At 41.3% G+C, this 21,108-nt stretch carries 24 protein-coding genes; 17 read left to right on the top strand and 7 right to left on the bottom strand.

The window, feature by feature from the left end; translation table 11 throughout:
• Window positions 1-80: 80 nt before the first annotated feature.
• A complete protein-coding gene (gene cshB / locus GYO_RS34835) occupies window positions 81-1,397 on the top strand; it encodes a DEAD-box ATP-dependent RNA helicase CshB (protein WP_014114437.1) in 1,317 nt (438 codons plus the stop codon).
• A 9-nt stretch (window positions 1,398-1,406) separates the two neighbouring features.
• Complete coding sequence (locus GYO_RS34830) at window positions 1,407-2,300, top strand: deoxyribonuclease IV (protein WP_032727307.1); 894 nt, start codon at window positions 1,407-1,409, stop codon at window positions 2,298-2,300.
• A gap of 26 nt (window positions 2,301-2,326) precedes the next feature.
• Here GYO_RS34830 and GYO_RS34825 read toward each other — a convergent pair whose 3' ends face one another.
• Window positions 2,327-2,581, bottom strand: coding sequence for a DUF2624 domain-containing protein (locus GYO_RS34825; RefSeq protein ID WP_014114435.1), 255 nt, complete (start codon window positions 2,579-2,581; stop codon window positions 2,327-2,329).
• 116 nt (window positions 2,582-2,697) lie between these two features.
• Here GYO_RS34825 and GYO_RS34820 point away from each other — a divergent pair, with 116 nt between their 5' ends.
• Together GYO_RS34820 and zur are read left to right on the top strand one after the other, a co-directional pair.
• Window positions 2,698-3,579 carry a YitT family protein gene (locus GYO_RS34820; protein WP_014114434.1) on the top strand — a complete coding sequence of 294 codons (882 nt, stop codon included), beginning with the start codon at window positions 2,698-2,700 and terminating at the stop codon, window positions 3,577-3,579.
• A gap of 137 nt (window positions 3,580-3,716) precedes the next feature.
• Window positions 3,717-4,154 carry a zinc uptake transcriptional repressor Zur gene (zur, locus tag GYO_RS34815; protein WP_014114433.1) on the top strand — a complete coding sequence of 146 codons (438 nt, stop codon included), beginning with the start codon at window positions 3,717-3,719 and terminating at the stop codon, window positions 4,152-4,154.
• A gap of 41 nt (window positions 4,155-4,195) precedes the next feature.
• On the opposite strand, the gene GYO_RS34810 is transcribed toward zur, so the two are convergent.
• Entirely contained in the window at window positions 4,196-4,777 is a 582-nt protein-coding gene (locus GYO_RS34810) for a nucleotidase (RefSeq protein ID WP_014114432.1), read from the bottom strand.
• Window positions 4,778-4,910: 133 nt separating this feature from the next.
• Between GYO_RS34810 and GYO_RS34805 the strand changes: the two genes are divergently transcribed.
• Window positions 4,911-5,300, top strand: a complete 390-nt coding sequence (locus GYO_RS34805; protein ID WP_072181758.1) for a DUF308 domain-containing protein — start codon at window positions 4,911-4,913, stop codon at window positions 5,298-5,300.
• 25 nt (window positions 5,301-5,325) lie between these two features.
• Here the strand turns inward: GYO_RS34805 and ispG are convergent, their stop codons facing one another.
• Both ispG and yqfZ read right to left on the bottom strand, forming a co-directional pair.
• Window positions 5,326-6,459: a flavodoxin-dependent (E)-4-hydroxy-3-methylbut-2-enyl-diphosphate synthase gene (gene ispG, locus GYO_RS34800; RefSeq protein ID WP_072181759.1), complete on the bottom strand. Its 1,134-nt coding sequence runs from the start codon at window positions 6,457-6,459 to the stop codon at window positions 5,326-5,328.
• Window positions 6,460-6,580: 121 nt separating this feature from the next.
• Window positions 6,581-6,880: a protein YqfZ gene (yqfZ, locus tag GYO_RS34795; RefSeq protein WP_014114429.1), complete on the bottom strand. Its 300-nt coding sequence runs from the start codon at window positions 6,878-6,880 to the stop codon at window positions 6,581-6,583.
• 268 nt (window positions 6,881-7,148) lie between these two features.
• On the opposite strand from yqfZ, the gene yqgA reads away from it, so the two are divergent.
• Window positions 7,149-7,577, top strand: coding sequence for a cell wall-binding protein YqgA (yqgA, locus tag GYO_RS34790; RefSeq protein ID WP_041521006.1), 429 nt, complete (start codon window positions 7,149-7,151; stop codon window positions 7,575-7,577).
• A 530-nt stretch (window positions 7,578-8,107) separates the two neighbouring features.
• On the opposite strand, the gene GYO_RS34785 is transcribed toward yqgA, so the two are convergent.
• Window positions 8,108-8,875 carry a DUF1189 domain-containing protein gene (locus tag GYO_RS34785; RefSeq protein ID WP_014114428.1) on the bottom strand — a complete coding sequence of 256 codons (768 nt, stop codon included), beginning with the start codon at window positions 8,873-8,875 and terminating at the stop codon, window positions 8,108-8,110.
• A 110-nt stretch (window positions 8,876-8,985) separates the two neighbouring features.
• Here GYO_RS34785 and GYO_RS34780 point away from each other — a divergent pair, with 110 nt between their 5' ends.
• The 9 genes from GYO_RS34780 (at window position 8,986) to pstB (GYO_RS34740) (ending at window position 18,483) form a co-directional block, all read left to right on the top strand.
• The gene (locus GYO_RS34780) at window positions 8,986-9,468 is read left to right on the top strand and encodes a DUF456 domain-containing protein (protein WP_003226254.1); all 483 of its coding nucleotides are present in this window, start codon (window positions 8,986-8,988) and stop codon (window positions 9,466-9,468) included.
• Between the two features lie 180 nt (window positions 9,469-9,648).
• On the top strand, window positions 9,649-10,257 hold the full coding sequence (gene sodA, locus GYO_RS34775) for a superoxide dismutase SodA (RefSeq protein ID WP_014114427.1): 609 nt from the start codon (window positions 9,649-9,651) through the stop codon (window positions 10,255-10,257).
• A 106-nt stretch (window positions 10,258-10,363) separates the two neighbouring features.
• Window positions 10,364-11,656 (top strand): MFS transporter, encoded by a 1,293-nt coding sequence (locus tag GYO_RS34770; protein WP_014114426.1) that lies wholly within the window; start codon window positions 10,364-10,366, stop codon window positions 11,654-11,656.
• Between the two features lie 113 nt (window positions 11,657-11,769).
• Window positions 11,770-13,920 (top strand): penicillin-binding protein 2A, encoded by a 2,151-nt coding sequence (gene pbpA, locus GYO_RS34765; RefSeq protein ID WP_014114425.1) that lies wholly within the window; start codon window positions 11,770-11,772, stop codon window positions 13,918-13,920.
• A 154-nt stretch (window positions 13,921-14,074) separates the two neighbouring features.
• Window positions 14,075-14,977 (top strand): phosphate ABC transporter substrate-binding protein, encoded by a 903-nt coding sequence (locus GYO_RS34760; RefSeq protein ID WP_014114424.1) that lies wholly within the window; start codon window positions 14,075-14,077, stop codon window positions 14,975-14,977.
• Between the two features lie 68 nt (window positions 14,978-15,045).
• The gene (gene pstC, locus GYO_RS34755) at window positions 15,046-15,975 is read left to right on the top strand and encodes a phosphate ABC transporter permease subunit PstC (RefSeq protein WP_013308020.1); all 930 of its coding nucleotides are present in this window, start codon (window positions 15,046-15,048) and stop codon (window positions 15,973-15,975) included.
• Entirely contained in the window at window positions 15,975-16,859 is an 885-nt protein-coding gene (pstA, locus tag GYO_RS34750) for a phosphate ABC transporter permease PstA (protein WP_014114423.1), read from the top strand. The genes pstC and pstA overlap by 1 nt, the downstream gene beginning before the upstream one ends.
• 21 nt (window positions 16,860-16,880) lie before the next feature.
• Window positions 16,881-17,690 carry a phosphate ABC transporter ATP-binding protein PstB gene (gene pstB, locus GYO_RS34745; protein ID WP_041521005.1) on the top strand — a complete coding sequence of 270 codons (810 nt, stop codon included), beginning with the start codon at window positions 16,881-16,883 and terminating at the stop codon, window positions 17,688-17,690.
• Window positions 17,691-17,700: 10 nt separating this feature from the next.
• Window positions 17,701-18,483 carry a phosphate ABC transporter ATP-binding protein PstB gene (gene pstB, locus GYO_RS34740; protein WP_041521004.1) on the top strand — a complete coding sequence of 261 codons (783 nt, stop codon included), beginning with the start codon at window positions 17,701-17,703 and terminating at the stop codon, window positions 18,481-18,483.
• 29 nt (window positions 18,484-18,512) lie between these two features.
• Here pstB (GYO_RS34740) and GYO_RS34735 read toward each other — a convergent pair whose 3' ends face one another.
• The gene (locus GYO_RS34735; RefSeq protein ID WP_014114420.1) at window positions 18,513-18,977 is read right to left on the bottom strand and encodes an endolytic transglycosylase MltG; all 465 of its coding nucleotides are present in this window, start codon (window positions 18,975-18,977) and stop codon (window positions 18,513-18,515) included.
• Entirely contained in the window at window positions 18,974-19,327 is a 354-nt protein-coding gene (locus tag GYO_RS34730; protein WP_003226272.1) for a hypothetical protein, read from the bottom strand. Before GYO_RS34730 ends, GYO_RS34735 begins: the two co-directional genes overlap by 4 nt.
• 179 nt (window positions 19,328-19,506) lie before the next feature.
• On the opposite strand from GYO_RS34730, the gene GYO_RS34725 reads away from it, so the two are divergent.
• Together GYO_RS34725 and GYO_RS34720 are read left to right on the top strand one after the other, a co-directional pair.
• Entirely contained in the window at window positions 19,507-19,977 is a 471-nt protein-coding gene (locus tag GYO_RS34725; protein WP_041521003.1) for a hypothetical protein, read from the top strand.
• The gene (locus tag GYO_RS34720) at window positions 19,974-21,053 is read left to right on the top strand and encodes a glycosyltransferase family 4 protein (RefSeq protein ID WP_014114418.1); all 1,080 of its coding nucleotides are present in this window, start codon (window positions 19,974-19,976) and stop codon (window positions 21,051-21,053) included. Before GYO_RS34725 ends, GYO_RS34720 begins: the two co-directional genes overlap by 4 nt.
• Window positions 21,054-21,108 lie beyond the last annotated feature (55 nt).

Here is a 21,108-nt window from a genome sequence, read left to right as displayed (position 1 = left end):
GCAAACGTGGTGTTTTTATGCAAAATCGGGTATAATGTGATGATGGACACATAATGTGCCGCTTTAAGGAGCTGGGAAAAATGAAAGAAACGAAATTTGAACTTTATGAATTGAAACCATTTATTATAGATGCAGTACACCGCCTTGGTTTTTACGAACCGACTGATATTCAGAAAAGGCTGATTCCTGCAGTGTTAAAAAAAGAAAGCGTCATCGGCCAGTCACAGACGGGAACTGGAAAGACGCATGCTTATTTACTGCCTTTATTAAACAAAATCGATCCTGCCAAGGATGTCGTTCAGGTTGTCATTACGGCTCCGACTAGAGAGCTTGCCAACCAGATTCATCAGGAAGCGCTTAAAATCACACAGGGTGAGGAAGGCAGCCAGATTCGCTCGAAATGTTTTATCGGAGGCACAGATAAACAAAAATCGATTGATAAACTGAAGACACAGCCGCATCTTGTTGTCGGTACGCCCGGACGGATTGCCGATTTAATCAAAGAACAGGCGTTAAGTGTTCATAAAGCGGAATCTCTCGTCATTGATGAAGCGGATTTAATGCTGGACATGGGATTTATTGCAGATGTAGATTACATTGGTTCTCGCATGCCTGAGGATCTGCAGATGCTTGTGTTCTCAGCGACGATTCCGGAAAAGCTGAAACCATTTTTGAAAAAATATATGGAAAATCCGAAATACGCCCACGTGGAGCCAAAACAGGTGACTGCTGCGAAAATCGAGCATATTCTCATTCCCTCGAAACATCGTGACAAGGACAAGCTCCTTTTTGACATCATGTCTCATCTGAATCCATACTTGGGCATTGTGTTTGCCAATACGAAAAACACTGCTGACCATATCGCTCAATATTTAACTGGAAAAGGTATGAAAATCGGGCTGCTACACGGCGGATTAACGCCTCGTGAACGGAAAAAAGTCATGAAGCAGATCAATGATTTAGAATTCACTTATGTCATTGCAACGGACCTTGCCGCAAGAGGCATTGATATTAAAGGTGTCAGTCATGTTATCAACTATGAGCTGCCGGATGATCTCGATTTCTATATTCACCGTGTGGGCAGAACGGCTCGCGCTGGCTCATCAGGACAAGCGATGACCATTTTCGAGCTTTCTGATGAGGATTCATTAGCCAGACTTGAGAAAATGGGCATCGAATTTGATTACTTAGAGCTTGAAAAGGGCGAGTGGAAAAAAGGCGATGACCGCCAGCGCCGCAAAAAACGCAAAAAAACGCCGAACGAAGCGGATGAAATTGCGCATCGTCTTGTGAAAAAGCCGAAAAAGGTAAAGCCTGGATATAAAAAGAAAATGAGCTACGAGATGGAGAAAATCAAGAAAAAACAGAGAAGAAACCAATCTAAAAAAAGAAAGTAGGGGAACCTGTTGTTGAGAATAGGCTCACACGTCTCTATGAGCGGAAAACATATGCTTCTTGCTGCAAGCCAGGAAGCAGTCTCTTATGGAGCGAACACGTTTATGATCTATACAGGCGCACCACAAAATACGCGCCGAAAGAAAATTGAAGACTTAAATATAGAAGCTGGCCGGGCACACATGCAAGAAAACGGCATTGACGAGATTATCGTACACGCGCCTTATATTATTAATATTGGCAACACGACAAATCCGTCGACTTTTGAGCTTGGTGTCGATTTTCTTCGTTCTGAAATTGAGCGGACAGCGGCCATCGGAGCGAAGCAAATTGTCCTTCACCCGGGCGCTCACGTAGGAGCGGGAGCTGAAGCAGGCATCAAAAAAATTATTGAAGGCTTAAATGAAGTGATTGATCCGAATCAAAATGTCCAGATTGCATTAGAAACTATGGCAGGAAAAGGATCAGAATGCGGCAGAAGCTTTGAAGAGCTTGCACAGATTATCGATGGCGTTACGCATAATGAGCATTTGTCAGTATGCTTTGACACGTGCCATACACATGATGCCGGATATCAGATTGTCGAAGACTTTGACGGAGTGCTGAATGAGTTCGATAAAATCGTCGGTATTGACCGTATTAAAGTGCTTCATATCAATGACAGCAAAAATGTCAAAGGTGCAAGAAAAGACCGCCATGAAAACATTGGCTTTGGTGAAATCGGATTTGACGCCCTGCAATATGTTGTTCACCATGAGCAGTTAAAAGACATTCCAAAAATTCTTGAAACGCCGTATGTCGGTGAAGATAAAAAGAATAAAAAACCGCCATACCGTTTCGAGATTGAAATGCTGAAAGAAAAACAATTTGATGACACATTGCTCGAAAAGATTTTACAGCAATAAAAAATGGGGGATAGCTCCCCCATTTTTTAGGTTGTAAATTGTTTGAATAGTTCATCAACAGTTTGGGCTGTTTCTTTTGATGTAATTGCCTCTACTTGTTTCAGCAGCCGCGTTCGTTCACTCTCATTAAAAATGTTCACATTTTTCCCGTATAACAGGTTTGCTACTTCAATGGCCTGCGGTCTTGTTAAACTGATTCCGTATTGTTTTGAGTACTTCAGCAAATCGTCAGCAGTAGCCTGATTAAGCCGCTGCAAAATAATTCTTTGAAATAAAATCATCGACCATTCCACCTCCAGACTTAATGTATGGGCAAAACAGTAAAATGTGTCAGTGTTTAATGGTAAAATAGATTTATAATGTATTTAAAAATAGTTATTGCAGGAAAGGAGATTTTATGACCCCAACAAAACAACATAAGAGAGAAACATTTTCCCACTTTATTTTCAGGGTCTTCATGATTCTGGCAGGAGCTGCATGTGCGGCTGTAAGTATCGAATTATTTTTAATCCCCAACGATTTTATTGATGGCGGGATCATCGGTGTATCACTAATTTTAGACCACCTCTTTAAGTCAACCCCAATTCTGAATTTCGCTTTATTCGTTGTCGTGTTAAACATTCCTTTTATGATCTTCGGATATAAATATATCGGTAAGACCTTCCTTGTCTCTACGATGATTGGGATTGTTGGGCTTGCCGTTATTGAATCCTCGCTTCACCATGTAGAAGCCATTACAACTCAGCCTATCTTGGCCACTGTGTTCGGAGGTCTTTTACTCGGCTTTGGAGTCGGGCTCGTTATTCGAAACGGAGGTTCAATGGATGGTACAGAAATTCTCGGTATTTTGCTGACGAAAAAGTTGCCGTTTTCAGTAGGTGAGTTCGTTATGTTCATCAATGTATTCATTTTCATTTGGGCTGTTTTTGTGTTCGGTCCTGAGCAAGCAATGTACTCTTTCATGACTTATTATATTGCGATGAAAACAATTGATGCCGTAATTCAGGGGCTTGATGAAACAAAAGCTGTCATTATAGTGTCTGATCAGTATGATGAGATTTCCGACGCGATTTTGCACCGTCTCGGTCGCGGAACAACCAAGCTGAAGGGGAAAGGCGGATATACGGACGAAGAAAAGGACGTGATTTACGCGGTTGTCACAAGGCTGGAAGTGACTAAGCTAAAATCGATCGTGTTTGAAGTCGATCAAAATGCATTCATAACAATTATGAATACTCATGAAACGAGAGGCGGGAAATTCAAAAACGCAATCCACTAGGCTTTCATTTACTTTTATTCATTTTATGGGTATAATTTTATCTGCAGTAGAGAAAATGGCTTGCTGGTCAGACAGCTGCCATTTTCTTTTTCATACATGTGATACGTTCTTAAGCAAAGCGAAAAGGGGGAACCTTCATGAACGTACAAGAAGCGCTGAACCTACTGAAAGAAAATGGATATAAATATACAAACAAACGGGAGGATATGCTGCAGCTTTTTGCTGATTCAGACAGATATCTTACCGCTAAAAACGTACTGTCTGCATTAAATGATGATTATCCCGGCTTAAGCTTTGATACAATCTACAGAAACCTTTCTTTATATGAAGAACTTGGTATTTTGGAAACAACCGAGCTGTCCGGTGAAAAACTCTTCCGATTTAAGTGTTCATTTACCCATCATCATCATCACTTTATTTGTCTTGCTTGCGGTAAAACCAAGGAAATTGAATCATGTCCGATGGACAAGCTTTGTGATGATTTGGATGGCTATCAGGTCAGCGGGCATAAATTTGAGATTTACGGCACATGCCCTAATTGTACAGTGGAAAATCAAGAAAACACGACTGCTTAATTGCATATATATGAGAAAAGGAGCCCAGTTTGGCTCCTTTTTCAGTTATTGACACGTATGAAGTGATGTTTGTTTTTATTCATCCATTGAACGGCTTCTAGCCAGTTGTTTACTCTGATGATGTTTGAATCAATCGGAAGCTGATTATAAGGGGAATTGAATAAAATTACCGGTATACCGGCTTCTTTCGCGATCATCATCGCGTTTCCGTGATGATCCTCAAAAAACAAGTCGATGTTATGATTTTTGACTGCCTCAACTTTATGATGACCGCCAACGAGTTCGATGTGGTCGTAGTGAATGTTTTGTCTGTCAAACCATTCATAGGTAATATCAGTTAAATGAGTCCGTCTTGCTGTAATATAAATAAGCTTGTGCTCCTCTTTGAGGAGGTCAAGTGACTGTTTTGCATGCTGTGCAAGCAATGCTTCCTTATATATGATCGCTTCATTTTGATTCATCCAATCCCAAAATTCTTCCTGCGTAATGTTTAACAGCTTTGTTAAATCATAATCCGTCATATCGTTTAATGAAATGGAAAGATTAAACGAGCGGTTCAAATAAGGGACGAATGTATCCTGAGCCGTGATTGTGCCGTCAATATCTATTCCTAAGCGTAACATGCCCACACTCCTTCAGTTTCATCCCTTCAAGTGTAACATAAACAATTGACATTAACAGAAAAGTTTAGCAAACATGAATCAGGCGAAATAGATCAAACTATAAAAGCTCCTTTAATAAAAACAGAAGGGGGAATTGAAGGTGGCAAACGATTACGAAAAACGTGATAACAACGGCTACTATGTTGATCATGGTTCTGAAGGAACAAATATTACCCGCGACAATGATGGTTTTTTTGAGGAAACGGCTGCTGAAATCGCAGAGCCTTACCGTGCTGCTGACCGCAGCAATGACCGAGACAATGACCGCAGCGGCGGCAATGTCAATGAAGGACGGGGAATAGGGTATATTGCTTTAGCCTTGTCCATTATTTCATTGTTTGTACTGCCTGTTTTATTGGGAGCTGCCGGTATTATTGTCGGCTATATCGCAAGAAGAAGAGGTGCCCAAGGCCTTGGAGCTTGGGCGATGGGTATCGGTGTCGTCTCATTAGTGCTTGGAATATTTATTATTCCTTTCTTCTAACACAAAAAAGCTTGACGGGTTCCCGTCAAGCTTTTTGTGTCTCTTCTTTTAATTTTGCTTTTTCAGCTTCAAGCTTTGCATAGTGTTCTTCAGCAAGAATGTCGATTTCTTTCTTGAGTTCTTCTACCATTGTTTCCTCTGGAACCTTACGGACAATTTTCCCTTTCCGGAATAACAGCCCTTCGCCGCGAGCTCCGGCGATGCCGATATCAGCTTCTCTCGCTTCACCAGGTCCGTTTACGGCACAGCCGAGAACAGCGACTTTAATCGGCGCTTTAATTTTAGAAATATATTCTTCCACTTCATTGGCAATGCTGATTAGATCAATCTCAATACGGCCGCAAGTCGGACATGAGATGAGCGTGGCAGCATTGGAGGCTAAACCGAAAGATTTCAGAAGCTCTCTTGCTACTTTTACCTCTTCCACAGGATCTGCGCTTAATGAAATGCGCATTGTGTTCCCGATGCCCTTGCTTAAAATCGCGCCGAGTCCTGCTGCGCTCTTTACCGTGCCGGCAAACAGTGTTCCTGACTCGGTGATCCCGAGGTGCAGCGGGTAGTCAAATGCTTTCGCCGCTTTTTCATAAGCCTCGATTGCGAGGTTCACGTCAGATGCCTTCATGCTGACAATAATATCGTGAAAATCGAGATCTTCAAGAATTTTAATGTGATGAAGTGCGCTTTCTACCATTCCGTCGGCAGTCGGATAACCGTATTTTTCTAAAATCCGTTTTTCAAGTGAACCGGCGTTTACTCCGATTCTGATCGGAATCCCTTTTTCTTTCGCCGCTTGAACGACCGCTTCGACTTTTTCGCGGCGGCCGATGTTGCCGGGGTTGATTCGGATTTTATCTGCGCCGCCTTCAATGGCTTTTAACGCAAGTTTATAATCGAAATGTATGTCAACAACGAGCGGAATGGAAATGCGTTTTTTAATATCTGCAATGGCGTTTGCCGCCCGTTCATCCGGACATGCTACCCGGACGATTTGACATCCGGCTTCAGCCAAACGGTTAATTTCTGCAACCGTTGCTTCTACATCATGTGTTTTTGTTGTTGTCATGCTTTGGATGACAACTTCATTGTTGCCGCCTATTGTTAAAGGTCCCACTTTGACGGGACGCGTTTTTGTACGATGTGTGATTTCACTCACTTGCAATCGCTCCTTAATTGTAGTTGCCGCTTCTAGATATAACAATTCTAGTATGGTTTATGTGAATTTATTTTACAAATTATATTGTAACAGTGTCTTCGCCGAACTGACAAGAAATTAACGTTAATTAAGGGTAGACCGGGAATTTGTACGCTGCTCCTGCTTGAATGGCGTTGGCTTTCACATTCGGATTCAGTGCTTCAAAATCCTTTACAATGTCGTCTGGAGAACCTGCTGATCCGACAATCGACATAACCGTATCACCCGGCTTTACCTTCACTGTTTTATATGCTGGTTCTTGTGCAGCCGTTTTTGCTGATGCTTCGTAGACAGGGAGGTCCTGAATGGGTATTGTTCCAATTTTGAGATCATAAAAAAGAATAAAAAGAATAAAAACAAAACTGCATACAAAAGTGAGACGCTTCATCGCTTTTCCTCCCGCATACGAAATTTTATACCATAGTATGCTTGTCCAATTAGATTCATGACAAAAGAAAAGAGACTGCGAATATAGTCTCGGATTATACAGGAGCTTTTTTGGACGGGATCTCTTCGATTAAACATGTTCTTCAGAGAGAAATAGTATAAAATTAGAACAAAAGGGTCTTTTATAATATAAATTTATATTCCATTATTTACAATGAATGATGGATTTGTTAAGATAATTAAGTAATAGTTTAAAGGAGGATCCAAAAATGAAGCAAGGGAAATTTTCTGTGTTTTTAATTTTGCTACTTATGTTAACGTTGGTAGCGATACCTAAAGAAAGAGCTGAGGCAGCAAGTAGTGGTTGGCAACCAGTAAGCGGTATCTCTGGTTGTAAAATAAGAGTTATTACAGATGCTTATACATATACTAAAAGTGCAACATCTATTGATGCTTATGCCGAAACAAATGGAAAATGCGGTAAACTAAATTATAAGAACTTTGGTGTATCTATAGTTGAGGGTGGGGACATTGGCCCGCAATATTCAGGGTATTTTTCAAGTAGAACTCCAACCAAAAAATTTTACTTCAGTAAATTACCAAAACCGACAGGAACACCTTGGGCAGTAGGTTTATCCGTATATAAGGGCAAAGCTAAGGGAGCTGCATTTGTATATATAAATCCACAAAAAAGATAATAGTATAACACTGATGATTATCAAGAAGAATGGAAGCTGGTTCTAACTTGTTGGTAATTTAAATTTAAAAAGCTAGGTGCCTGTGGCATCTAGCTTTTTAAATTTAAATTATCTTATCCTTCTATTTAGTGAATGAATAATAAACAAGAATCTTTAGTTTTTCGTTATTGTGTTTAATTTAACTTTACTATTACATATTTAATTGTAAAATATTTGTCCGAAGCGATTGTGCTATTTAACTAATCTATTCGTTACTATAAATAAAACGTTACTCTTATTTTATTCAAAAACATATATCAAAATGCTATTCAGAAGGGCAGATTCTTTCATATTACACCTTCACTACCTCTGCTTTTATCGCTCATTGATTGAAACTAGTTCTTATTCTTGAGCGATTGAACAACTATTTGTATAAATGTATCCGTTTAAAAATTCTATACTTTTTATTAAATCCCCCTTCAAGTAAGAAAGTGTAATGGGAATGGTCTTTTACACTCTCTACTTAAAGGGTTAAAATAAATATAATTTTTCTAATTTTTATTAATTACTTTTTTGGAAGGAATCTCTTTTAAAACAAGAAACAGGATGACAAAGTTGACAAACCAGTTCAGCAAAAATTCACTTGGAACTGTCACTTCTAACGCTCGCATAATCGTAAAGAATACAGTCGAAAGGGTGATGGAATAAGCTGAAAGCTTCCAGAGCTGATGGTAGGACAGATGTTTTTTCTGTGAATTCTTAATGATTACCCCGATTAGCGCTAAAAATGATACTTCAATAAATTTTCCTGCGGCTGTTACGAGAAAAATGAGAGCCGAAAGAACAGTTACGATCATCGTTTTATTTTGATTTAAACCTGCAATGACATCTTTTTTCTTTAACTCTGACGGCATCATTGAGTAAGGCATTTCTTGGGCTTGTCCGTCAAAGGCCAAAACAAATTTGTTCTGAAGGATACCGATCGCGTTTTGCTTTGCTTCAATTTGTTCGGTGCCGTAGGCGTCTGTCGGATCAAACACGATAACGAAACCATTTGCCTGTGATTCCGTGGCTTTTTTCTCATCCGTTTGAAGTTTGCCGTTTGAAATTGTGAAATCAGGGAAATCTTTGTTTAAAACGGTTTTAAAGCCGTTCATTGATTTTACGGTCCCTGAGCTTACATAATAAGCGGTTGGAATTGCAAAAAGGACAGAGAGCAAAAATACATAAAGAATCGCTTTTCCGATTCCTTGAAATCTTGTTTTTGCAATATCACGGGGAGAGTATGTACTTTTGATGAAAAGCTGAAATACATTCACTATCTTCACTTCCTAGCTATACTAATATATGTTGCTTATTGTATCGTTGCCTGCGTGTGAATACAAGGAAGACATGAAGAAGATGGATGTAAAAAGGGAGGATGGATGTCATGGATTTGTTGTATTGGCTGGTGATTGCGGCGGTATTTATCATCGCCTTTATTGGGCTGGTGTATCCCGTTATTCCAAGTGTAGTATTTATCGTTGCTGGCTTTGTATTGTATGGATTTTTGTTTTCGTTCGGTCCGTATTCTTATATGTTCTGGCTCATTGAAGCTGTTTTTGCCGCAGTATTATTCGCCGCAGATTACGTGTCTAATCTGCTTGGAGTAAAAAGATTCGGCGGAAGCAAAGCCGCCATATGGGGAAGCACGATCGGTTTATTAATCGGGCCTTTCGTCATTCCAGTTGCGGGGATCATATTAGGGCCGTTTATCGGGGCGGTTTGTGCAGAACTTATCGTCCATCAAAAGGACTTAAAGTCAGCGTTTAAAATCGGTCTCGGCTCACTCATTGGCTTTTTAACAGGGGTTATTGCAAAGGGCATCATACAGCTTTTGATGATCGGATATTTTTTATGGACGGTCCTATAAGAATTGTGGGCGGCAGGTTTAATAGGGCGGATTATCGGTTAAAGTGAAATATGTCCGCTGAAATGAGCCAAAATGTGAGCATTTTCATTGATTACCAAGCATTCTTTTGTTACATTGAATGAAGAAAGGCTCGCTGTGAAGCGGCATTTCAGTACATATATATATTAAGGAGGAATTATCATGGCTTACGAACTTCCAGAATTACCCTATGCGTATGATGCTTTAGAACCGCATATCGACAAGGAAACTATGACTATTCACCATACGAAACACCACAACACATACGTTACAAATTTAAACAAAGCGGTTGAAGGAAACACTGCTCTTGCAAACAAATCAGTTGAAGAGCTTGTTGCAGATCTTAATTCTGTTCCTGAAAACATCCGCACTGCAGTCCGCAACAACGGCGGCGGACACGCGAACCACAAATTATTCTGGACGCTTTTATCTCCAAACGGCGGAGGCGAGCCGACTGGCGCGCTTGCTGATGAGATCAACAGTGTATTTGGAAGCTTTGACAAATTCAAAGAGCAATTCGCAGCTGCAGCAGCTGGACGCTTCGGTTCTGGCTGGGCATGGCTTGTTGTGAACAACGGCAAACTTGAGATCACAAGCACGCCAAACCAAGATTCTCCGCTTTCTGAAGGCAAAACGCCTATCTTAGGTCTTGACGTTTGGGAGCATGCATACTACCTTAACTATCAAAACCGCCGTCCTGATTACATTTCAGCGTTCTGGAATGTTGTGAACTGGGACGAAGTGGCTCGTCTATACAGCGAAGCAAAATAATGACACAAGCAAGGTCCTCAATATAGGGCCTTGTTTTTTTATGTCTTCTTTTTACATATCTCGGTTTGAGTGAGACAGACTAAGGGATAGTAAAGGGGAGTCAGTAATGAGCAAACTAAAAAAAGTGATTGGCGATGTAGACGTAAACAAAGGATTACTCTTTCTGCTGACCATTGGCGGGCTTTATTCGCTAGGAATTGCACTGTCCAATACATTTGTTAATGTGTATCTTTGGAAACAGTCAGGTAAATTTATTGATTTAGCGATATATAATTTATCCATTGTGATAATGCAGCCGATAACCTTTTATTTGGCTGGACGGTTAGCCAAAAAAATAGACAGGGTGTTCATTTTAAGGTTCGGTGTGATTTTTTTAGCTGCCTTTTATTTAAGTGTTCTTTTAGCCGGAGAAACGGCGGCCAGCGGGCTTGTACTGATCGGCGCGGTGCTCGGAGTGGGCTATGGCTTTTATTGGCTTGCGTTTAACGTGCTGACCTTTGAAATAACAGAGCCGGATACGCGGGACTTTTTCAACGGATTTATGGGTATTCTCTCTTCCTCTGCAGGAATGATCGGCCCGATTGTAGCGGGATTCGTTATCTCGAGGCTTGAAAATAATACGGGTTATACAGTGATTTTCAGTCTCTCCCTCAGTTTATTTGCCTTGGCTGTCGTGATGAGCTTTTTTTTAAAGCGGAGAGAATCAAAGGGCCGTTTTATGCTGAGCAAAGTATTTGGAGAGCGTCATAGCAATATGAACTGGCGGAGAATTACGAATGCGCATTTTTTTCAGGGTTTGAGAGAAGGGATTTTTGTCTTTTTAATCAGTGTATTTGTATTTATTGAGACAAACAGCGAACTGGCCCTCGGCACATTTGGCCTCGTCAACTCAGCTGTTTCCTTCTTTGCCTACTACTTTGCATCCAGGCTGATTAAGAAAAAGAACAGAAAAAAATCGATTTTGCTGGGCGGACTTATTCTGTATGGAGCGCTGTTTTTGATTCTGTTTCATATGAGCTTTACGACATTATTGACATACGGCGTTTTTATTGCCATCGGCTATCCACTTTTGCTCGTTCCATATGTATCACTTACATATGATGTGATAGGACGGGCGAGGCATGCCAGAAAAGCAAGAATTGAATATATCGTGCTGAGGGAATTGTTTTTAAACGCCGGCAGGATTGTCTCCATTTTATGTTTTCTTCTGATTGTGGCCCTTTTGAAAGAGGATGTGGGAATTCCTTTGGCACTTGCTATATTGGGCGTAGGACATCCGCTGATTTATTACTTTGTCAAGGATATCCGTTTTAAGGAGAAAGAAGAGGGAAATGAAACCATGGAAGAAGACGGCCAAAAACGGGTAACTGAACCGAATCTTTTAAAAGGTGAAAGATAATTTTTTGTCAAAAAGGGGTTATCTGTAGAAAAAAGTCGAAAAAACCTTTAAAATGAAAACTGGCACTCTTACTTGAGTGTCTTTTCTTTCTGTAAATAGAAAAAGGTGATGTTATGAGGAGAAATAAACCAAAAAAGCAAAATCATAAAGAGAAAAAGAAGTCGCTTCCGATCCGGCTGAATATTTTATTCTTGGCTGCCTTTGTCATATTTACCTGGATCATTGTGGAACTGGGCATCAAGCAGATAGTGCAAGGCGATGATTACAAAAATCAAGCTAATAAGCAGGAACAAAGTGAAGTCAGCTCGGCGGTGCCGCGCGGGAAAATTTATGATCGAAACTTCAATGCCATCGTGACAAATAAGGCTTTAAATGCAATCACATACACCAGATCTAAATCGACCACGCAAGAGCAGCGTTTAAAGATTGCAAAAAAGCTGTCTGAAATGATTAAAGTCGACACAAAAAAAGTAACAGAACGGGATAAAAAAGATTATTGGATTTTGACTAGACCGAAAGAAGCGAAAAAGCTGATTACCTCTAAAGAAAGACAGCAGGTTGAAGACAAAAAATTATCCGATGACGATTTATATCAGCTACAGCTAAAACGGATTACTGATAAGCAGCTGAATGAACTGACGGATAAAGACATGCAGATCCTTGCTATCAAAAGACAGATGGATTCAGGATATGCATTGACCCCTCAATATATCAAAAATGAAGATGTATCAGCGAAAGAAATGGCAGTAGTGAGTGAACATTTAGACGAACTGCCGGGTGTTGATGTTACGTCCGATTGGGAACGTGAATATCCGTATAAAAACCTTCTTCGCTCAGTGCTCGGAAGTGTTTCCAGCTCTGATGAAGGATTGCCGTCCAACTTGCTCGACCATTATCTGTCGCTTGGCTACAGCCGAAATGACAGGGTTGGAAAAAGTTATCTGGAATACCAATACGAAAGCCTTCTGCAGGGCCAAAAAGCAAAAGTTGAAAATATCACCGATTCAAACGGCAATGTGACAGGAACAAAAACGGTTTCTGAAGGCAAAGCCGGTAAAGATCTCGTGCTTACGATTGATATTGATTTACAAAAAGAAGTGGAAAAAATTATTGAGAAGAATCTAAAATCTGCTAAAGCACGAGCAAGCACTCAATTGTTAGACCGTGCTTTCGTTGTCATGATGGATCCAAGAAACGGTGAAGTGCTAACGATGGCGGGTAAGCAGATTAAACGAGAGAATGGAACATACAAGTTTGATGATTATGCATTAGGAAATATGACTTCATCCTATGCCATGGGATCAGCTGTTAAAGGTGCAACTGTTTTGACCGGCCTGCAAACTGGCGCTATTAATTTGAATACGATTTTTAAGGATGAACCTTTGTATATCGGGCAAGATAAAAAAGGGAAAAAGTCTTGGGAAAACATGGGGCCAGTTGATATTCAGACTGCATTACAGAAATCTTCCAACGTATTTATGTTTAAAACTGCAATCGCAATCGGTAAAGGTGAATATAAACCGCATCAAGCTTTACCGATTGATACTGCGGCTTTTGATACATTCCGAAATTATTTCAGTCAATTTGGACTCGGTGTAAAAACTGGGATTGACCTTCCAAATGAAATGACAGGCTATAAAGGAACAAGCAGATTGACAGGATTCTTGCTGGATTATGCGATCGGCCAGTACGATACGTATACACCGCTGGAACTGGCGCAATACGTATCAACGATTGCAAACGGAGGTTACCGCTTAAAGCCCCAGCTTGTGAAGGAAGTCAGAGAACCTAATCCTGATAAAGGAATCGGTGCTGTCGTGCAATCCGTTCAGCCAGAAGTGCTGAATAAAATCGACATGAAAAGCGATTATATTAAAGAAGTTCAAGCAGGATTTAGACGAGTGGCGACGAAGGGGACAGCTGCCAGTCAACTTGCCTCAGCATCTTATAAACCAGCTGCTAAAACAGGAACAGCACAGTCGTTCTATGATGGGCCAGATAAATCAAAATCAGGAACAGCGGCTTATAATACGACACTTGTTGCATATGCGCCTGCCGATAATCCTGAGATTGCGATCTCTGTAGTAGTACCTTGGGCTTATGTTGATTACAGCGCTAAATATACCATTACGAACGAAATCGGCAGAGAGGTATTGGATAAATACTTTGAGCTGAAATCGAAACAGGACAAAGAAGATACTCAGCAAAAGAATAAAGATAAAATTGAAGAGAATGCAGAAAACACAACGTCTTCTGATAACTAAAAAGAAACGCTCACATGATGTGGGCGTTTTTTTTATACAAAAAAACGCACTGATTTACAAAAGCTTAACATTCGATTCAAACCCTTTTTACACAGAACCTTTACTCTATACGTGTAGGACAAATTACACATTATACGCAGGGGGAATTCAGGAAATGAAAAAAAACAAATTGGTGCTTATGCTTCTGATGGCTGCTTTTATGATGATTGCAGCTGCATGCGGAAATGCAGGAGAAAGTGAAAAAACGAATAGCGATTCTGCAAAAGGAGAAGGAAAGGCATCAGGTTCTTTAACCATTTCTGGTTCATCGGCTATGCAGCCATTGGTACTTGCAGCAGCAGAAAAATTTATGGAAGAAAACCCTGATGCAGATATACAGGTACAAGCCGGCGGTTCTGGAACAGGGCTTTCTCAAGTCTCTGAAGGAGCTGTTCAGATCGGGAATTCAGACGTTTTTGCTGAAGAAAAAGAAGGGATCGATGCAAAAGCGCTTGTCGATCATCAAGTCGCAGTAGTTGGTATGGCAGCAGCTGTAAACCCTGATGCTGGAGTGAAGGATATTTCAAAAGATGAATTGAAAAAAATCTTCACTGGCAAAATCAAAAACTGGAAAGAGCTTGGCGGCAAAGACCAAAAGATTACACTTGTAAACCGTCCTGATTCTTCTGGCACACGTGCTACATTTGTGAAATATGCGCTTGACGGAGAAGAACCTGCAGAAGGCATTACTGAAGATTCTTCTAACACAGTGAAAAAGATCATTGCTGACACACCGGGAGCGATTGGATATCTTGCATTCTCATATTTAACAGATGACAAAGTAACGGCTCTATCAATTGACGGCGTAAAACCTGAAGCGAAAAATGTTGCAACTGGCGAGTATCCGATCTGGGCTTATCAGCATTCTTACACAAAAGGTGAAGCAACAGATTTAGCTAAAGAATTTCTTGATTATCTAAAGAGTGAAGACATTCAAAAAAGCATTGTTACCGACCAAGGCTACATTCCGGTTACTGATATGAAAGTGACACGCGATGCCAACGGGAAGCAAAGCTGATCTTAATAAAAAGAGGAGTGCGGGGACAACCGTTTCTCCTCTTAACACATTCATAGGAGTGTAAAACAATGATAAACAATAGAGAAAATATGTCTGTGAGCGAGCGTTTGATCAGCTCAAGGCAAAATCGGCAATTGGATGAAGTTCGGGGAAGAATGATTGTGACAGCTTGTGCGCTTATTATGATAGCGGCATCTGTTGCGATCACTATTTTCCTCGGCGTTAAGGGGCTGCAATCTTTTCTTGTAAATGGTGTAAGCCCAATTGAATTCTTAACGAGCCTAAATTGGAACCCTACAGATACTGATCCGAAATATGGAGTGCTGCCATTTATTTTTGGATCATTTGCAGTAACGATTCTTTCTGCTCTCATTGCTGCGCCGCTTGGCATTGCAGGTGCGATTTTCATGACAGAAATTGCGCCGAATTGGGGAAAGAAAGTGCTGCAGCCGGTAATTGAGCTTTTAGTCGGCATTCCATCTGTTGTTTATGGATTCATAGGTCTTACAGTATTGGTGCCATTTATCGCCCAGTTCAAATCGAGCGGGACAGGGCACAGTTTATTGGCGGGAACAATTGTCCTTTCTATCATGATTCTGCCGACCATCACATCGATCTCTGCTGATGCGATGGCTTCCCTTCCGAAGAGCTTAAGAGAAGGTTCTTACGCGTTAGGTGCGACTAGATGGCAGACGATCAGAAAAGTACTAGTGCCTGCAGCCTTTCCAACATTAATGACGGCTGTTGTGCTTGGTATGGCACGGGCGTTTGGTGAAGCTTTGGCTGTTCAGATGGTCATTGGAAATACAAGAGTATTGCCAGAAAGCCTGTTTGACACTGCTGGAACACTGACAACGATCATCACGCTGAATATGGGCCACACCACATACGGCAGCGTTGAAAACAATACGCTGTGGTCAATGGGGCTTGTGCTTCTGGTGATGTCATTCTTGTTCATCTTGCTGATTCGCTACTTGTCATCTAGGAGGAAAGTGTAATGAACCGCAAAATAACAGATAAACTGGCGACTGGAATGTTTGGGTTGTGCGCAGCCATTATCGCTGCAATTCTAGTAGGCTTGTTTTCCTATATTATTATAAACGGTGTTTCTCAGCTAAGCTTCGACTTTATTACGACAAAATCGAGCGCCATTGCAGCTGGAGGAGGAATACGCGACCAGCTGTTTAACTCCTTTTATATTTTGTTTATTACGATGCTGATTACAATCCCGCTCGGTGTGGGCGGCGGAGTGTTCATGGCTGAGTACGCACCTAATAACAAAGTGACTGATTTCATCAGAACATGTATAGAGGTGCTTTCGTCTCTTCCGTCTATTGTCATTGGAATGTTTGGATTATTGATGTTTGTCAACTTAACAGGCTGGGGATATACGATCATAGGCGGGGCGCTTGCGTTAACTGTTTTTAACCTTCCTGTCATGGTGCGTGTGACAGAAGATGCGATCCGTTCGGTCCCTAAAGATCTGAAGGAAGCCTCTCTCGCTTTAGGTGTATCACGCTGGCATACTGTAAAAACGGTTTTAATTCCAAGTGCGATTCCTTCTATCATCACAGGAGCAATTTTAGCGTCAGGAAGGGTGTTCGGGGAAGCAGCGGCATTATTATTTACAGCCGGTCTGACAACGCCACGTCTTAATTTTACGGAGTGGAACCCGTTTTCTGAAACATCGCCGCTTAATATTTTCAGGCCAGCTGAAACACTTGCGGTTCACATTTGGAACGTAAATACGCAAGGAATCATTCCGGATGCTGAAGCGATTGCCAACGGAGGTTCTGCGGTGCTGGTGATTTCTGTTCTTGTGTTTAATCTCGCAGCAAGATGGCTTGGCACGATGATCTACAAAAAGCTTACGGCAAATTAGAACGGAAAGAGGCGAAAAAACATGTCTGTACAAATGGTAAAAGAAAAGCCAGAGCGTGCTGTTTTCGTTCCAAAACAGCGCCACGTGCTCGAAGTGAAAGATCTATCTATTTTTTACGGAACTAAACAAGCGGTTCACCATGTGAATATGGATATTGAAAAGAACGCGGTGACCGCTTTGATTGGGCCGTCAGGATGCGGAAAGTCTACTTTTTTGAGAAACATTAACCGAATGAATGACTTAATTCCGTCTGCAAGAGCTGAAGGTGAAATCCTTTATGAAGGGTTAAATATACTGGGTGGCAATATTAATGTTGTCAGCTTAAGAAGAGAAATCGGAATGGTTTTCCAAAAACCGAATCCCTTTCCGAAATCAATCTATGCGAATATCACACATGCATTGAAATATGCCGGAGAGCGGAATAAAGCTGTTTTAGATGAGATTGTGGAAGAAAGCTTAACAAAAGCAGCACTCTGGGATGAGGTGAAGGATCGTTTGCATTCATCTGCACTCTCGTTATCGGGAGGCCAGCAGCAGCGTTTATGCATCGCGAGAACGCTTGCGATGAAGCCGGCCGTTCTTCTGCTGGATGAACCAGCTTCAGCGCTAGATCCGATTTCAAATGCAAAAATAGAGGAATTAATTACAGAATTAAAAAGCGAATACTCGATTATTATCGTCACGCACAATATGCAGCAGGCTCTGCGGGTTTCTGACCGGACGGCATTCTTTTTAAACGGCGAGCTTGTAGAATACGGACAGACTGAACAGATTTTCACCAGTCCGAAGCAGCAAAAGACAGAGGATTATATTAACGGGAAATTCGGATAGGAGGGCGGCAATGAGTATTGCTACCGAAGCTGTAATGAAACAGGAAGTCTATCAAGTCAATGGAATGAACTTATGGTATGGACAGCATCATGCTTTGAAAAATATCAATTTGAGCATTCATGAAAACGAGGTCACGGCGATTATCGGACCATCAGGATGCGGGAAATCGACCTTCATTAAAACATTGAATTTAATGATTCAAATGACGCCGAATGTAAAACTTGCAGGTGAGCTGAACTATAATGGCAGCAACATTTTAAAGGGTAAAGTGGATATCGTAGATTTACGAAAAAATATCGGCATGGTATTCCAAAAAGGGAATCCGTTTCCGCAATCTATCTTTGATAATGTTGCTTATGGACCGAGAGTCCACGGCACCAAAAATAAAAAGAAGCTTCAGGAAATTGTGGAAAAGTCATTAAAAGACGTGGCGTTATGGGATGAGGTGAAGGATCGTTTGCATTCATCAGCCCTTTCGCTATCAGGCGGCCAGCAGCAGCGTCTTTGTATCGCCAGAGCGCTTGCGACAAATCCTGATATTTTGCTGATGGATGAACCGACATCTGCGCTAGATCCAATTTCAACGAGAAAAATTGAAGAACTCATTCTTGAGCTGAAAAATAAATATACCATTGTCATCGTCACGCACAACATGCAGCAGGCAGCACGGGTTTCTGATCAAACCGCCTTTTTTTACATGGGCGAGCTTGTTGAATGCGACAATACCAATAAAATGTTCTCTAACCCGCAGGATCAAAGAACTCTCGATTACATTACAGGAAAGTTTGGATAAAAAAACAGGCTGACAGTCAGCCTGTTTTTTTATCGTGTTAACGTTTTTACGATTTTTTTGAAACTCATGTCTGATTTTACTTTAAACTCGCCGGCGCGGATTTCTTTGTGATAGCCGGCATCAATGACATAGTCGTTAAAGTCTTGAGCCGAGGAAATGATGCCTTCTTTTTCAAGAATAGCAGATACATCTGCGGTGCTCATGCCGTCTTTAATTGTGAGCTTGTATGTTTTGACTTTGTCTGTTTTCGTGTCTGAGCTGCTGTCATCGTTCAAGGATTTCTCTTTTGAATCGAGAAGTTTTTGATATTCATCACGGTTAACAGAAACCATTTTTTTAGAATCAAGGTAATTGTTCACGTCTTGTTCGGTTACTGTTTTAGTTTCTTTTACAGCAGCGGCCTGATCTTCGTCTGTCAGATAAAAAACAGCTGCAAGAACGGCTGTCGCTAAAATGATGCCGCCAGCAAATGCCTGAATGCCCCGTTTTGTCATACGAGCACCTTCTCGTTATCTTTGATAATCGTATTCACGTCTTCCACTGATACATGCTCAGCTTTAGCAATGGCTTCAGCGGACATGCCGTTATTATATTTAGAAAGTATTTGTTTAGCGATCTTTTGATTGATGTCGCTATGCTTTGATTTGCGGATGACAAGGTTTGTTTCCAGTAATTCTTCCTCAAGCACTGTCATTTTCTTTTTGAGCTTGTAAATTTCCTGCATCGCAGAAAGCTGAAGTGTTTCGAGCTCCTGTTCAACATCTTTCATCGGATCTCTTTGAGAATATGAGAATGCAATTAGCGCTATACTGACGATAAACAACGCAATAATAGCAATTTCCACGTTTCATCACCTTCTATTCTTTTTTTATCCTTCTTTTTTATACCATAAAACCAATCGATTCTAAAGGAATTCGCGAAAAAAACGAGATTTTGTCGAGAAATCTTTCTTTGCTTCCTCTCTAAGTAATGGTTTAATAGGAACACTGAGTGACCGATAGGAAAGGAGAATGTTAGAAGTCCATGGATAAATACCCATTTCCCTATAATATACGACATAAGCTTTCTTTTTTTAGGGACACATTCGACATGATCATTCAAAACGCAAACACCTTGACCGTGTGCTGGGAAATATCGGAAGGAAAAATGCGGCTGGCTGAAGCGGTGCTTTTCGAAAAGCCGCAGGATATGATAAAAGAATTGCGCATTGTCATCAAAAGAAAAGGCATCGAAGCTGTCAGGACAAAGCGCACAACGTATCATAAAGGGGAATGGACAATTAGACAGGCGGCTGGTGATGCTGTATATCGGGCTGAATATAGAATTGTTAACTCAATGAATGTCTCTCTCAAGCTCGCTGGTACAGAGGGCATCTATCTTGCTGAAAATGGGTTTAGTGATATAAACAGCTTTCAGACTGAGGACGCGCACATCAGGTGGGAGAAGCAATTTTCTGCCTACACGTGTTATGGGAGAGGAGAAAAAGAACGATGAACGTTCTCATGCTTTCACTCGAACATCCCCATGAGCCGAAAAGCGGGCTCGGTGTCCATTTAAACCGTCTCATTTCCTATTTAAAACCGCATATCAATATAACAGTTTGCACTCCAAGCAGGCGGCTATTTTCATATGCGCAGTTTGAAGATTTTATAGCGGATGCCAACTTTACAATCGTTCAGCATGTGTTATCTTGCAATAAACGCTTTGATCTGATTCATGCCCATGACGACATGACAGCCCCCGCTGCTCATGATTTGAAACAACGGCTTGGCCTTCCGCTTGCTGCGACAATCCACGGTCTTGAAAGCGAAAGGAAGAAGGCGTGCCAAGAAGCACCGCATCCATACAGGCTTCAGACCGAACGGCTCCTTATAGAATCCGCTGATGAACTGATTGTATTAAGCACTTTTATGAAACGGGCTCTTGATAAGGCAACACGAAAAAAACTAACCGTTATCCCGAGTCCTGCATCTATGGAGGAAGATAAGGGGCAAATTCCACGGAGTATGAATAAAAGGTTCCTATTTTCATTTGGTAGGTTTGTTCCGGAAAAAGGGTTTTCTCAGCTGTTAAAGGTGTTTGCTATCTTGAGGCAGCGCCAGCCTGATCTGCATTTAGTGCTGGCTGGGGAAGGGCCGTCTCTGTCCTCCTATGAGAAATTGGCTGCGGCATTGAACCTGAAGGAACATGTCATGTTCCTGCCGTTTCTGCATAGAAGGGATCTCAGAGCATTTTTGTCTCGCTGTGAAATGGCTGTTTTCCCTAGTTTTTATGAACCGTTTGGGCTTGCCGCGCAAGAAAGCATGGAACAAGGTGTGCTGACTGCCGTTTCTCAGTCGGGCGGCTTTTGTGACTATGCCTTGCATGACAAAACGGCAATCGCCGTTGATTTTATGCACGCACAGGAAGCGGCTGATCTACTGGACAGGTTGTTAAAAGACCGGGAAAAAGCCCGCCGGATAAAAGAAGCCGGCAGACAACAGGTGATCAAACTCCACCATCCCCGGCTCATTACGGAATCATATTTACAGCTTTATAAGCGTATCATCAATAATTCAGCAATTCATTGAAAAACAGCCTAGCATTCCGTCCATTATAGTGGTATTATATATAAGTCTGAATAAG

The organism is Bacillus spizizenii TU-B-10 (genome assembly GCF_000227465.1).
Lineage (GTDB): Bacteria > Bacillota > Bacilli > Bacillales > Bacillaceae > Bacillus > Bacillus spizizenii.
The sequence above is the reverse complement of the archived record's forward strand: the minus strand, read 5'-3'. Positions and strand labels throughout refer to the sequence as shown.